Here is a 12,419-nt window from a genome sequence, read left to right as displayed (position 1 = left end):
TGTACCGAGTCTAAACTCGCCGCTTTACGTCTTTGTTACGCGAAACTGGCAGTCTGGACGGGACACCACCTCGAACAGAAGGCAGTACCGTGCGGATCGTTCCCATTGCAGACCTCGACCTGCCCGGCCTGGCCGACTACTCACGGCTGACGGATGTCGCGCTGCGCCGGGTCTCCGAACCGGCCGGCGGGCTGTACATCGCCGAGTCGAGCAAGGTGATCACCCGCGCCCTGGCCGCCGGCCACCGGCCGCGGTCGCTGCTCGTGCAGGAGCAGTGGCTGCCCGACGTGGCTCCGCTCCTGGCCGACTGGCCCGATGTGCCCGTCTACGTCGGCGCGCCGTACCTGCTGGAGAAGCTCACCGGCTACAACCTGCACCGAGGCGCCCTCGCCGCTATGCACCGGCCGCCGCTCGTTCCGCCGGCCGACCTGATCCGGGATGCCCGGCGTATCGTCATCCTCGAAGACATCGTCGACCACACGAACGTGGGAGCCATCTTCCGGGCCGTCGCGGGCCTCGGTGCCGACGCCGTGCTGATCACGCCGCGCTGCGCCGACCCGCTCTACCGCCGGAGCGTGCGGGTCAGCATGGGCACCGTGCTCCAGGTGCCGTGGACCCGGCTGCCGGAGTGGGACGAGGCGGCGCCGCTCCTCGGGAACGCGGGCTTCCACCTGGCCGCCCTGGCGCTGTCCGAGGACGCGGTCACCCTGGACCGCTTCGCCGCCGAGCCGCCGGAGCGCCTCGCGCTGATCCTGGGCACGGAGGGCGACGGGCTCAGCAGCCGGGCCCTCGCTGCCGCCGACACCGTCGTCACCATCCCCATGCAGCACGGGGTTGACTCGCTCAATGTGGCCTCCGCCAGCGCCGTCGCCCTGTGGGCCCTGCGCCGGTGACGGGCGACGGACGGTACAATCGGGGGATGCCGCTGACCCGACGCCAGATCTTTCGCCGGCGCCGGATCGTCTTCTTCAGCGCCCTGGCGGTCGTCCTGACGCTCGTCGGGTACCTCGCGACGACCGGTCTGGCCCCCGTTCCGTCCGAAGCCGCCGCGCTGACCCAGCCGGCCGCGCTGACCCAGGCCGCGGCGCAACCCGACTGGCCCGGCTTCGGTTCGAGCGCGATCGGGGCCGTCGGCTTCCCCGGCGTCCTGGGCTCGTCCGGCGCCGCGGAATCCGTGCCGATCGCCAGCGTGACCAAGACCGTGACCGCGCTCGTCGTGCTCGACGCGAAACCGCTCGCCGGCGGCGACCCCGGACCGGACATCACCTTCACCGACGCCGACGTGGCGATCTACTACGACGTCATCGCCGAGAACGGCTCGGTCGCCCCGGTCGTCGCCGGCATGGTCCTCACCGAGCGCCAGGCCCTCGAAGCCATGCTGCTGCCCTCGGCGAACAACTATGCCCTGTCCCTCGCCGTCTGGGCCTACGGCTCCCTCGACGCCTACCTGGCGGCCGCGAAGGGCTGGCTGGCGAAGAACGGCCTGGACGACACCGTGGTGGCCGACACGAGCGGCCTGTCGACGTCCAGCCGGAGCAGCCCGGCCGACCTCGTCGAGATCGGCAAGCTCGCCGTCACCGACCCGGCGCTGGCCTCTATCGTGTCCGAGCCGAGCGCGAAGCTCCCGGTCATCGGCGCCGTCAAGAACACCAACAAACTGCTCGGCCGGTACGGCGTCGACGGGATCAAGACCGGCACGACCGACGAGGCCGGCGCCTGCCTGCTCTTCTCCACCGACCTGAAGGTCGGAGACCGCACGGTGACCCTGGTCGGCGTCGTGCTCGGCGGCGCCACCCACGGCGACGTGAACCGGGCCGTGGCCGCCCTGATCACCACCGCGAAGGCGGGATTCCGTGAGGTCACCCTGACCGAGAAGGGCAGGGCCTTCGGCAGCTACGCCACCGCCTGGGGCCAGGAGAGCAGCGCCGTCGCCTCCCGGGCGGCATCCGCCCTGGTCTGGTCCGACACGCCCGTCTCCGGCGTCGCGACGGCCAGGGCGCTGGCCCTGGGCACCAGGAAGGACACCGTCGGCTCGGTCGAGTTCCGGGTCGGCGACCGGACCGTCAGCGTGCCGCTCGTGCTTGACCGCACGATCAGTGACCCGGGACCGGCCTGGCGTTTCTCGCATCCCGGCGAGTTGAACGCCGACGGTTAGGCGCGCGGCGCGGACCCCGCACCCCGGCGGATGAAGTCCGCCACCAGCTCGCCGTTCAGCACCGCGTGCTCCACCTCACCCCGGCGGCCGTCGACCCGTCCCGTGCCGTTGCGGGCAACCGGGCTCCCCTCTCCGAGCTCATGCCCCGCCTGGCATCCATGGGAGTGCGGGCCGTGTCGGCGTCCTGCTCGCCGACCGGTTGCTCGAACTGGGCCTGGCCGACCCGGTGGATCCGCGATCTCGCTCGTCGCCGCCGCGCGGATCACCGCGCAGCTCGGCCGCAGCCGCAACCCTGCTCGCACCGGCGCCTCGCTGGCCGTGCAGGGCGTGTCGGCGGCCCTCTCGCAGGCCGGGGCGCTCCTGTTGCGCCATTGGTGGCCGCTGACCTTCGTCGGCTGCCCGTTTTCCCGCGTAAAGTTCCGACATGACCCGTTACGTGATCGACGCGCCTACGCTCCTGCACATCGTCGCCAACGGCATCCAGCCCAGCCCCGAGCATCAGATCGTCGCCCCGAACCTCATCCGCTCGCAGGCGCTCTCGCTGCTATTCGAGGCAGTACTCAACGGTGACCTCACCGAGGATCTGGCACTTCAGCACCACCGCCGCCTGACCGAACTGAAGATGAGGTTGCTCGGTGACCGGGTGTCACACCGGACTGCTTGGAGGATCGCACGCGAGCAGGGTTGGGAGACAACGTACGACGCGGAATACCTGGCCGTCACCGAGCTTCAGGCCGACGCCCTGGTCACAGTCGACCCCGGGTTGGCAATGAGGGCCAAAGGTGTCGTGCCGCTCGCAAATCTCGACGCGCTAACCGCAAGCTGACGTCAATGAGCGTCCTCATCCTCAAGGGGAACCCGCATCGGACCCGACGGACAACGGTGTCACCGGTGATACCATGTGTCCATGCCCATGACCCTTCGCTTGACTGATGTTGAGGCGGACGCCCTGCGTCGCCGTGCCGAATACGAGAGACGGTCCATGCAGGACGTCGCCAAGCAGGCGGTGCGTGAATACGTCGAGAACCACAGTCGCCAGGACCTACTGAGCAGTGTCCTTGACGAGCAGCTCCCGCGCTACGCGGAAGCGCTTGAACGTCTCGGAAAGTGATCTATCTCACCTCCGCGGATCTCCTCTACGTCGGGCAGCGAGCCCTCGGGGGAGACATGCCGGTCCGGGACCAGGGATTGCTTGAGTCGGCGCTGGCCCGTCCGCGCTCGAGCGCATTCGGAAGGGACGCCTACGGGAGCCTCAATGAGAAGGCCGCGGCAATGACGCATTCCTTGGCCCGCAATCACGGCTTGATTGACGGTAACAAACGGCTGAGTCTCGCTGCACTGATCGCCTTCCTGGGTATGAACGGAAGACGGTTGACCTGGTCCAATGATGATGCCTACGAGTTCATCATGGATGTTGCTTCCGGGCGCCTTGATGACGTTTCCGATATCGCTGACCGAATTGCACGAGGCAGCGAAGAGCGCTGAGGCGCCGCGGCCGACTCGACAGTCGGGAACCCCATACGGATGGCCGCCGTCCTCGTGAGCCGTCAAGTCGCGCGAGGACGGTTCGCAGCCGTCCTACCCGAACTCCATTGAATCGAAGCGCAACTGCCAGACGCTGACCGAATCGGCGTCGATCGGTCCACCGACGTCTGGAAAGCTCCAATCTTCCAGGAACTCGAGCATCTCGTACTCACTGCCCGGCATGAGAGCCACGTCACGGCGTCCCAAGAGGAAGCGAGCCCATGTCCTGCAGTCGTCGGCGTTGACGGTGCCGGCGTGGAACATCATCGTCACGGCCCGTGCGGCCCAGATCGTGAGGACGTGCTGTCCGGCATCTTCGTCTCTGTCCCCCAACGCTTCTCTGAGCAGCACAATTGCCCGCGGAACGTCGCCTCGATAGTTGACGACGTCCTCGAGCATCTGCTCATCTGATCTCATGTCTGCGACTCACTCCTCACTTCAGGCCAAAGATAGGGTGCGTACCGGCGGCGTCGGCCCCATACCGTCCACCCTGGCTGAGGAACAAGAAGCGCCAGACAACAGGCCCAACCCGTTTCGGATTCCTTCGACCCGTTCGGGAATGTGACTGTGACGCGGGAACAAAATGCGCCGAAGCGTTCTTCCACTCGACCCGCAATGATCGAGGCAATGAGATCACGGGCAAGTTCCGTGTCGGCCTCACTGTCCCAATCCAGCTCCCACCAACCGCCGTGGTGTCCCGCGCTGAGCATTAGCCAGTGGTCCACTTCGAGGGTGATCGCGATCGCATCTGATCGCTCGGGCCGGATGCGAATCATCGGCCACGAGTCGATGATGGATTCGTCGAATCGGGCGGCCGGGCCGGCGAGGCTTCGCGCGAGCCGCGCAAGGTCTGTCAGCACCGCCCGTGTGCGCTTCGAACGCAGGCATGTCGGCATCCATCTCGCGATCTTCCATCGCCTGACTATCCCACGAGCATGGAAAATGTGGCACGGCCGTCACTGAGTGTCCCGCAAATCGGACGATATACGGCCATCGGGCACAACACCAGGGACGCGAGAGTCCGAACCGGACGTCGTGCCCGCATACCCCGCCCGAAAGGGAATCTCGCGTAAGTCGACTGCAACAAAGAGCAGGTACCGGGGATCCGCGAGCTGTCGCACCACCCTGAACTCCGCGATTTGCCGAAGGGGGAGTTCGGGTCAGGGGGGGATTGGGAGGTCAGTTCACGGCCGGAGCCGGCCGAACGGTGCCGCCTCGGGACGTTTGGGCAGCACGTGGTCGCCGGACGACTGGTGCCGCACCCGCCGGAGCACCCACGGGACGAGGTATTCCCGCGCCCAGGCGAGGTCGTCCGTCCTGGCCCGGCGCCAGGTGGTGCCCGTCATCGGCTCCGGCCGCTGGGGTTCGAGCGAATTGGGCACGTTGAGGGAGGCGAGCACCATGCGCGCGACGGTGTGGTGGCCGAGCGCGTTCAGGTGCAGCCGGTCCGGCGCCCACATCCGTGCATCCTGCAACTCGGTGAGCGCCCAGAGGTCGGCGACGACGCAGTCGTGTCGTGCCGCGATCGCCCGCAGGTTCTCGTTGTAGATGGCCACCTTTCCCCGCAGGTGCCGAAAGACGGGGGAGAAGCCGATGTCGGCCCCGGTGAAGAGCACGACCTGCGCGCCGTCCCCGGCGAGCCGCCGCACCGCCACCTCGCACTGCGCGGCGATGACGTCCGGGTCCGAGCCGGGGCGGATCACGTCGTTGCCGCCGGCCGACAAGGTAACGAGATCCGGTCGCAGGGCGAGGGCCGGCCCGACCTGCTCGGTGACGATTTGCCTGATCAGTTTGCCGCGCACGGCGAGATTCGCGTAGGCGAGGTCGTCGGTGCCCTGGCTGAGCACCTCGGCCACCCGGTCGGCCCAGCCCCGGTGCCCGCCGGGACTGGCGGGCTCCGGGTCGCCGATGCCTTCCGTGAAGGAGTCGCCGAGAGCCACGTAGCGCGACCAGGGATGCTGCTGCTGGGACATGGCCCGGGATTCCCTTCCGTGCGAAAGTGTCGGTCCGACTTGATAGGTTCTTATGAAGTGAATACTCCACCCGTTTTCGGTCCTGCGCAGGGAACAAGTGCAGCAGAGCACCTGTCGCCGTCATTTCCGGAACGCGCTGCCTGGGGTACGGCCAGCAAACTCCGGGCCTGGCAGGCGGAGGCCCTCGAGGCGTACTTCCTGCACCAGCCCCGCGACTTCCTCGCGGCCGCCACCCCGGGTGCAGGCAAGACCACGTTCGCCCTGCGGCTGGCCGCGGAGCTCCGCGCGCGGCGGGTGATCGACCGGATCACCGTGGTCGCGCCGACCGAGCACCTCAAGCGCCAGTGGGCCGACGCCGCCGCCCGCGCCGGGATCCGGCTGGACCCGATGTTCAAGAACGCGAACGGGCGCTACGGCAACCACTACCACGGGGTCGCCGTGACCTACGCGCAGGTCGCGAGCCGGGCCGCCCTGCACCGGGAACTGACCCAATCCAGCCGCACTCTGGTGATCCTCGACGAGGTGCACCACGGCGGTGACGCCCTGAGCTGGGGCGACGCGATCCGCGAGGCGTTCGAACCGGCGACGCGGCGGCTGTCCCTGACCGGCACTCCGTTCCGGTCGGACACCTCCCCGATCCCGTTCGTGAGCTACCTGCCCGACAAGCACGGCATCCGGCTGTCCCAGAGCGATTACAACTACGGCTACGGGCGCGCCCTCGAAGACGGCGTCGTGCGCCCGGTCATGTTCATGGTCTACGCCGGTCACATGAAGTGGCGCACGCGGGCCGGCGACGAGATGGAAGCCAAGCTCGGCGAGGGCAACACCAAGGACATCACCTCCCAGGCCTGGCGCACGGCGCTGGAACCCACCGGGCAGTGGATCCCGGCCGTGCTGCGGGCGGCCGACATCCGCCTCACCGAGGTGCGGCACGGCATCCCGGACGCCGGCGGGCTCGTCATCGCGACCGACCAGACCACCGCGCGGGCATACGCGGCCATCCTCGAGGAGATCTCCGGCGAGAAGGTGACGGTCGTGCTCTCCGACGAGAAGGAGTCGAGCGACCGGATCGACGAGTTCTCGCACAACACCAGCCGCTGGATGGTCGCGGTGCGGATGGTGTCCGAGGGCGTCGACGTTCCGCGCCTGGCCGTGGGGGTCTACGCGACCAGTGCCTCCACCCCGCTGTTCTTCGCGCAGGCGATCGGCCGGTTCGTGCGCGCCCGTCGCCGCGGCGAGACCGCGTCGATCTTCCTGCCGAACGTTCCCGGCCTGCTGAGCCTGGCCAACGCCCTCGAACTGGAGCGCGACCACGCGCTCGACCGCAGCAACCGCGACGACGGCGATGACGGGATGTACAACCCCGAAGACGCCATGGTGGCCGCGGCCAACACCCAGGAGAAGGCCTCCGACGACCTCGGCGAGGAGTTCACCTGGCAGGCCATCGACTCCCAGGCGACCTTCGACATGGTCATGTTCAACGGCGACGAGTTCGGCGAGCTGGCCGAACCGGGCACCGACGAGGAGTTCGACTTCATCGGGATTCCCGGCCTGCTTGAGCCGGAGCAGGTCTCCGAGCTGCTGCGCCAACGGCAGCACCGGCAGTCCAGGCGCTCCACCGACAAGCGGAAGGATCCCGTGACCGGGGAGATCGCCCCGGAGGATCCGCCGCCGCTCTACCGCACCCTCAAGGAGCAGCGCACCCTGCTGGCGAGCCTGGTGGGCATGTGGTCGAAGATGGCGGACGAGCCACACGGCATGGTGCACGCGGAACTCCGCCGCGAGTGCGGCGGCCCGGCCGTCGCGCAGGCCAGCGTCACCCAGCTGCAGAAGCGGATCGACCTGCTGCGCCGCCGCCTCGGCCGCAGCTGACCCTCGCCGCTCCTCGCCGATCGCCGATCGCCGCAATCGTCCCACGATCCTTCGCCGAACTGTGAGTTTGGCACCTTCGCTGGGCCCGGGAAGGTGCCAAACTCACGGTTCGGCGGGTGGATCAGGCGGTGATGACCATTTCGGGGACCTCCGCGGGGACCTCGACTGGGACCTCGGCAGCGACCACGACGCCGGCAGCCTCGAGGGCGGCCAGGATGTCGGCGGTGAGGTCGTCAGCGTGTTCGAGGCCGATCGAGATGCGCACGATCCCGGCCCCGGGCTTGGCACTCGCCTCGACCGGGCGGTGCGTGAGCGATGCCGGGTGCTGAACGAGGGAGTCGACGCCGCCCAGGGAGACGGCGTGGGTGATCAGGCGGCAGGCCTCGGTGAAGCGCGCTGCCGCGTCGAACCCGCCGGCGAACTCGAGGGCGATCAGCGAGCCCGCGCCGGCGGTCTGGCGGCCGATCAGGCCCTGCGGGTCCTGGCCGGGCAGGCCAGGGTAGAGCACGCGGGTGAGGGCGGGGTGGCCGACGAGGCGCTGGGCGACGTCGGCGGCCGTTGCCTGCTGGGCGCGCACGCGGATGGGCAGGGTGCGCAGGCCGCGGTGCAGCATGTACGCGCCGAAGGGGTGCAGAATGCCGCCGGTGACGGCGCGCACCTGGCGCAGGCGCACGATCCAGTCCTGGGGTCCGGAGACCGTGCCGCCCATGACGTCGCCGTGGCCGCCGAGGTACTTCGTGGCGCTGTGCAGCACGAGGGTGGCGCCGGACTCGATCGGGCGCTGCAGCACGGGGGTCGCGAAGGTGTTGTCCACGAGCACCGGGACGCTGCCAGCGGCATCCGCGACGGCCCGGATGTCGGTGAGCTCGAGAGTCGGGTTCGCCGGCGACTCGAGGATGACCAGGCCGGTCTCCGGTCGGATGGCGGCCGCGACGCCGGCCGCGTCGACCCAGGTCACCGTGGTGCCCAGCAGCCCGGTGGCCAGGACGTGGTCCGTGCCGCCGTAGATCGGGCGCAACGCGACGACGTGGTTCTTGCCGGCGGCGACGGAGGCGATCAGCACGGCGGCCAGGGCGGCCATGCCGGTGGCGAAGGCGACGGTGCCCTCGGTGCCCTCGAGAGCCGACAGGCCATCCTCGAAGCGAGCGACGCCGGGCTGCCAGAGGCGCTGGTACACCGCAGACTCGCCGGGGACGATGTCCCCGCCGGTGGCGAGGTTCTCGTAGGAGTCGCCGCCGGATTCGACCCCGGTGAGCGGGTTCGTGGTCGACAGGTCGATCACCGGAACGTGCGACCCTGACTCGGTGACACCCTCCATTCCGGCGTGGACGGCGATGGTTTCAATGTGTGACGACGATGGCAACATGCTCTGAGGAAAGCAGATGCTGTGCCCCGGCGCAAGAACGCGTGGAGGGTCTTGCGATCAGGCCCCATTCATCGAATATGCTTTCCTATGACGAAGGGCTGCACGCATGGATTCGAAGAAGGCCGACCTCGACCGGGTTGACCGCGCGCTCCTCCGCGCTTTGTCGGTGAATGCGCGCGCGTCGGGGGCTGCCCTGGCCGCCGAAATCGGGGTGGCGGAGTCGACCGTGTCCTTGCGGCTGCGCAGGCTCCAGCAGCTCGGCCACATCCGCGGCTACCGGGCCAACATCGACCTTGCCGCCCTCGGCGCATCCCTCCAGGCGCTCATCTCCGTGCGCCTCGCCAAGCACGCCCGCGGGCAGATCGACGAGTTCCGCAACGCGGCCCCGCACTGGCCGGGCGTGATCGGGATGTTTCACACGGCCGGGGCGGACGACTACCTCCTGCACGTGGCCGCTGCCGATGCCTCTCACCTGCGCGACTTCGTCCTCGAACACCTCGCCGAGCATCCGGCCGTCGCCCACACGGAGACCAACCTCATCTTCGAGTACGTGGACGGGGACGGCTGGCAGGATCTCGTCAAGTAGGTGACGAACCGCCCGGGATTCGCTAGCGTCGTGGCGTGTCCACGACTGCCCCGCTGATCCGGATCGGCATCTCCGGCTGGCGCTACGCGCCCTGGCGCGGGGTCTTCTACCCGCCGCACCTGCCCCAGCGGCGGGAACTCGCCTTCGCGGCGGAGCACCTCGACACCATCGAACTCAACGGATCGTTCTACTCGTTGCAACGGCCGGAGAGCTACCTCCGGTGGCGCGACGAGACGCCGCCGGGCTTCGTGTTCTCGGTCAAGGGCCCTCGATACATCACGCACATGCTCCGCCTGCGGAACTCGAGGGTGGCCCTCGCCAATTTCTTCGCGTCCGGGCCGCTGGCCCTCGGCAGCAAACTGGGCCCGGTCCTCTGGCAGCTGCCGGCACGACACGCCTTCGATCCCGCGGAACTCGATGACTTCCTGGCCCTGCTCCCGCGCAGCACCGCCCGGGCCGCCGCACTGGCCGGTGAGCACGACGAACGGCTCGACGGGAGGGCATTCACCGTCGCGGGAGAGGACCGGCCGCTCCGGCACGCGCTGGAGGCGCGCTCGGCGACGTTCGTCGATGAGCGGTGCTACGACATCCTGCGGCGCCACGGGGTCGCGCTTGTCGTGGCCGACGCGGCCGGCGACTGGCCGCGGTTCACCGAGGTCACCGCCGATTTCCTGTACCTGCGGCTGCACGGGGCCGAGGAACTCTACGCCTCGGGCTACACCGATGCGGCCTTGGGTGACTGGGCCGCCCGGGTGCGAGGCTGGTCCGGCGGGACGACCTGCCCGGACGGTATCGGCCGCGACGTGTACGTCTACTTCGACAACGACGCAAAGGTTCGTGCCCCGTTCGACGCGATGTCCCTCCGTGACAGACTCAGCACAGGGGCAGAATGAATCCACAGGAGCTTCACCGATGAACAAGAACCGGCTCGAGGCCTTCAGCGACGCGGTGCTGGCCATCATCATCACGATCATGGTGCTCGAACTCCGGGTTCCCGAAGAGCCGGACTGGCATGCTCTCCTCACCGTGCTGCCGACGTTCCTCAGCTACCTGCTCAGCTTCGTCTACGTCGGCATCTACTGGAACAACCATCACCACCTGATCCAGCTCGCCGGCACGGTCAACGGCTCCATCCTGTGGGCGAACCTGCACCTGCTGTTCTGGCTGTCACTGTTCCCGTTCACCACCCGGTGGACCGATGAAACCGGTTTCGCCCAGGTCCCGGTGACTACAACCAGGTCACCGACCGGGCGATCAAATTACAGGGGCCGGAGGAGCCGCGCACGCTCACCCAGTTGCGGGCGGACGTGTTCCGGGACCTGCTCCTGGATACCGGCTGCGGAGAGGCCGGTTGGACCGGGGCCGGCTGCACCGAGACCGCCGGCGGGTTGCGGCCGAACCTGCTCGTCACGGTCCCGATGCTCACCCTCCTCGGTGTCACGGAGGAGCCGGGCAACCTGGACGGGTACGGGCCGATCGATCCGGACACGGCCCGGGCGCTGGCGGCGAAGTGCCCGAGCTGCGTGCGGATACTGACCCACCCGGAGACCGGCGCGGTGCTTTCGGTCGGCCGGGACCGGTACACGATCCCCGGCTCGCTCCGCACGATGCTGCAGGTGCGCGACGGCACCTGCCGGCACCCCGGGTGCAGCCGGGCGGCCAGCCGCTCCGACATCGACCACGGCCTCGACTGGGCGTTCGGCGGGCGGACCGACCACAACAACCTCGCCCACCTGTGCCCAGCCAGCCACGCCCTGAAGCACGAGGCCGGCTGGAAGGTCAGCCAGGCCACCGACGGAACGGGAACCCTGACCTGGACCACCCCGACCGGGCACACCTACGTGACAGAGCCGGAGACCCTCATCGGCACCGCGATCAGCGCCGGACTCCGGAAAGAAATCAACCCGGCCGACGGCCCAGCTTGCGAGGAGTGAACGGGCCAACGGACAGGCCCGGTGGGTCGCCCGGGGGCTATGCTCGGGCGGGTAACCGTGTCGAATCGAGAACTCATCACCGCGGCTCAATGCGCGCTGAATCCGCGTGCCGTGGGCGACCGGCTCTTCGGCGATGTCGGCGCGGCGCTCGTCATCGATCGCGGCAACCGCTACCTCGGCGTCTGCATTGACTCCGGCTCAGGCACCGGTTTCTGCGCCGAACACCGCGCCATCGCGGCCATGGTCACGGCCGGTGAGTACCGCATTCGCGCCATCGTCGCGGTCTGGCGTGACCAGGCGGGTCGGCTGTACGTTCTGCCGCCCTGCGGTCGATGCCGGGAGTTCATCCGCCGGGTCGACCCGGGCAATCTCGACACCCAGGTCATCCTGGGCGAAACGGGGTCCCGCACGCTGGGGGAGCTCCTGCCCGCCCACGACTGGCCCGAACCGCTGAACGAACAGACCGGAGCAGGTTACGTCACGTCAGATGCGGCCCCCGGAGCAGGCGGGCGCAGAACGACATGCCGGGGTTAACGAGACAACGCCCCCACCGAGGTGGGGGCGTTGTCGAAGCTCGGATTGAGCAGTTGCGCTATTTAGAGGGCGCGGATGTTCTCGGCCTGGGGACCCTTGGGGCCCTGGGTTACCTCGAACTCGACCTTCTGGTTCTCGTCGAGCGACTTGTAGCCGTTCGAAGCGATCGCGGAGTAGTGCGCGAACACGTCGGCGCTTCCGTCGTCGGGAGCGATGAAGCCGAAGCCCTTTTCAGCGTTGAACCATTTCACGGTACCTGTTGCCATTTTGAAACTCCTCCAGGAGTGTTTAGATCGGACCCGACTGTCGGGCCCGTTCGTCGCGGTATTCGTCGTCCGCTTCCTTAAGGAATAGCGCGCATCAACCGAGGCCGATGCGATTTTAAGACGTGCAAGCACTACAACTACTGACACAACACTAGCCCACAATGCTGAGTTCGTGCCGTATCCGTCCAGAAATCTGTGTCGCGCCGTCA

At 68.4% G+C, this 12,419-nt stretch carries 15 protein-coding genes and 1 pseudogene; 12 read left to right on the top strand and 4 right to left on the bottom strand.

Annotated features, from left to right (window positions below; genetic code table 11):
- Window positions 1-89 precede the first annotated feature (89 nt).
- From E3O23_RS11860 to E3O23_RS11840, 5 genes are all read left to right on the top strand, one after another.
- Window positions 90-893, top strand: coding sequence for a TrmH family RNA methyltransferase (locus E3O23_RS11860; RefSeq protein ID WP_134491263.1), 804 nt, complete (start codon window positions 90-92; stop codon window positions 891-893).
- A 26-nt stretch (window positions 894-919) separates the two neighbouring features.
- The gene (locus tag E3O23_RS11855) at window positions 920-2,155 is read left to right on the top strand and encodes a D-alanyl-D-alanine carboxypeptidase family protein (RefSeq protein WP_241983456.1); all 1,236 of its coding nucleotides are present in this window, start codon (window positions 920-922) and stop codon (window positions 2,153-2,155) included.
- Between the two features lie 424 nt (window positions 2,156-2,579).
- Window positions 2,580-2,981, top strand: coding sequence for a type II toxin-antitoxin system VapC family toxin (locus E3O23_RS11850; protein WP_134491261.1), 402 nt, complete (start codon window positions 2,580-2,582; stop codon window positions 2,979-2,981).
- An 81-nt stretch (window positions 2,982-3,062) separates the two neighbouring features.
- Complete coding sequence (locus tag E3O23_RS11845) at window positions 3,063-3,266, top strand: ribbon-helix-helix domain-containing protein (RefSeq protein WP_174776642.1); 204 nt, start codon at window positions 3,063-3,065, stop codon at window positions 3,264-3,266.
- Window positions 3,263-3,640, top strand: a complete 378-nt coding sequence (locus E3O23_RS11840; RefSeq protein ID WP_134491259.1) for a type II toxin-antitoxin system death-on-curing family toxin — start codon at window positions 3,263-3,265, stop codon at window positions 3,638-3,640. The genes E3O23_RS11845 and E3O23_RS11840 overlap by 4 nt, the downstream gene beginning before the upstream one ends.
- 93 nt (window positions 3,641-3,733) lie before the next feature.
- Here the strand turns inward: E3O23_RS11840 and E3O23_RS11835 are convergent, their stop codons facing one another.
- Window positions 3,734-4,078 carry a hypothetical protein gene (locus E3O23_RS11835; protein WP_134491257.1) on the bottom strand — a complete coding sequence of 115 codons (345 nt, stop codon included), beginning with the start codon at window positions 4,076-4,078 and terminating at the stop codon, window positions 3,734-3,736.
- A 333-nt stretch (window positions 4,079-4,411) separates the two neighbouring features.
- Between E3O23_RS11835 and E3O23_RS11830 the strand changes: the two genes are divergently transcribed.
- Window positions 4,412-4,642, top strand: coding sequence for a hypothetical protein (locus E3O23_RS11830; RefSeq protein ID WP_134491255.1), 231 nt, complete (start codon window positions 4,412-4,414; stop codon window positions 4,640-4,642).
- Window positions 4,643-4,863: 221 nt separating this feature from the next.
- On the opposite strand, the gene E3O23_RS11825 is transcribed toward E3O23_RS11830, so the two are convergent.
- A complete protein-coding gene (locus tag E3O23_RS11825) occupies window positions 4,864-5,652 on the bottom strand; it encodes an SGNH/GDSL hydrolase family protein (RefSeq protein ID WP_134491253.1) in 789 nt (262 codons plus the stop codon).
- Window positions 5,653-5,709: 57 nt separating this feature from the next.
- Between E3O23_RS11825 and E3O23_RS11820 the strand changes: the two genes are divergently transcribed.
- Window positions 5,710-7,524: a DEAD/DEAH box helicase gene (locus tag E3O23_RS11820; RefSeq protein WP_241983455.1), complete on the top strand. Its 1,815-nt coding sequence runs from the start codon at window positions 5,710-5,712 to the stop codon at window positions 7,522-7,524.
- Window positions 7,525-7,645: 121 nt separating this feature from the next.
- Here the strand turns inward: E3O23_RS11820 and E3O23_RS11815 are convergent, their stop codons facing one another.
- Window positions 7,646-8,890: a trans-sulfuration enzyme family protein gene (locus tag E3O23_RS11815; RefSeq protein WP_134491250.1), complete on the bottom strand. Its 1,245-nt coding sequence runs from the start codon at window positions 8,888-8,890 to the stop codon at window positions 7,646-7,648.
- A gap of 106 nt (window positions 8,891-8,996) precedes the next feature.
- On the opposite strand from E3O23_RS11815, the gene E3O23_RS11810 reads away from it, so the two are divergent.
- The 5 genes and pseudogenes from E3O23_RS11810 to E3O23_RS11790 all read left to right on the top strand — a co-directional run bounded on the left by E3O23_RS11810 (window position 8,997) and on the right by E3O23_RS11790 (window position 11,944).
- On the top strand, window positions 8,997-9,476 hold the full coding sequence (locus E3O23_RS11810) for an Lrp/AsnC family transcriptional regulator (RefSeq protein ID WP_092321939.1): 480 nt from the start codon (window positions 8,997-8,999) through the stop codon (window positions 9,474-9,476).
- A 35-nt stretch (window positions 9,477-9,511) separates the two neighbouring features.
- Window positions 9,512-10,369: a DUF72 domain-containing protein gene (locus E3O23_RS11805; protein WP_134491248.1), complete on the top strand. Its 858-nt coding sequence runs from the start codon at window positions 9,512-9,514 to the stop codon at window positions 10,367-10,369.
- A gap of 19 nt (window positions 10,370-10,388) precedes the next feature.
- Window positions 10,389-10,643: pseudogene (locus E3O23_RS18695) on the top strand (TMEM175 family protein); the annotation flags it as partial.
- Between the two features lie 86 nt (window positions 10,644-10,729).
- Window positions 10,730-11,410 (top strand): HNH endonuclease signature motif containing protein, encoded by a 681-nt coding sequence (locus E3O23_RS11795; protein WP_134491246.1) that lies wholly within the window; start codon window positions 10,730-10,732, stop codon window positions 11,408-11,410.
- A gap of 57 nt (window positions 11,411-11,467) precedes the next feature.
- Window positions 11,468-11,944 carry a cytidine deaminase family protein gene (locus tag E3O23_RS11790; protein ID WP_174776641.1) on the top strand — a complete coding sequence of 159 codons (477 nt, stop codon included), beginning with the start codon at window positions 11,468-11,470 and terminating at the stop codon, window positions 11,942-11,944.
- Window positions 11,945-12,006: 62 nt separating this feature from the next.
- Here the strand turns inward: E3O23_RS11790 and cspE are convergent, their stop codons facing one another.
- Entirely contained in the window at window positions 12,007-12,210 is a 204-nt protein-coding gene (gene cspE, locus E3O23_RS11785; RefSeq protein WP_035840308.1) for a transcription antiterminator/RNA stability regulator CspE, read from the bottom strand.
- Between the last annotated feature and the right edge of the window lie 209 nt (window positions 12,211-12,419).

The organism is Cryobacterium tagatosivorans (genome assembly GCF_004402215.1).
Lineage (GTDB): Bacteria > Actinomycetota > Actinomycetes > Actinomycetales > Microbacteriaceae > Cryobacterium > Cryobacterium tagatosivorans.
The sequence above is the reverse complement of the archived record's forward strand: the minus strand, read 5'-3'. Positions and strand labels throughout refer to the sequence as shown.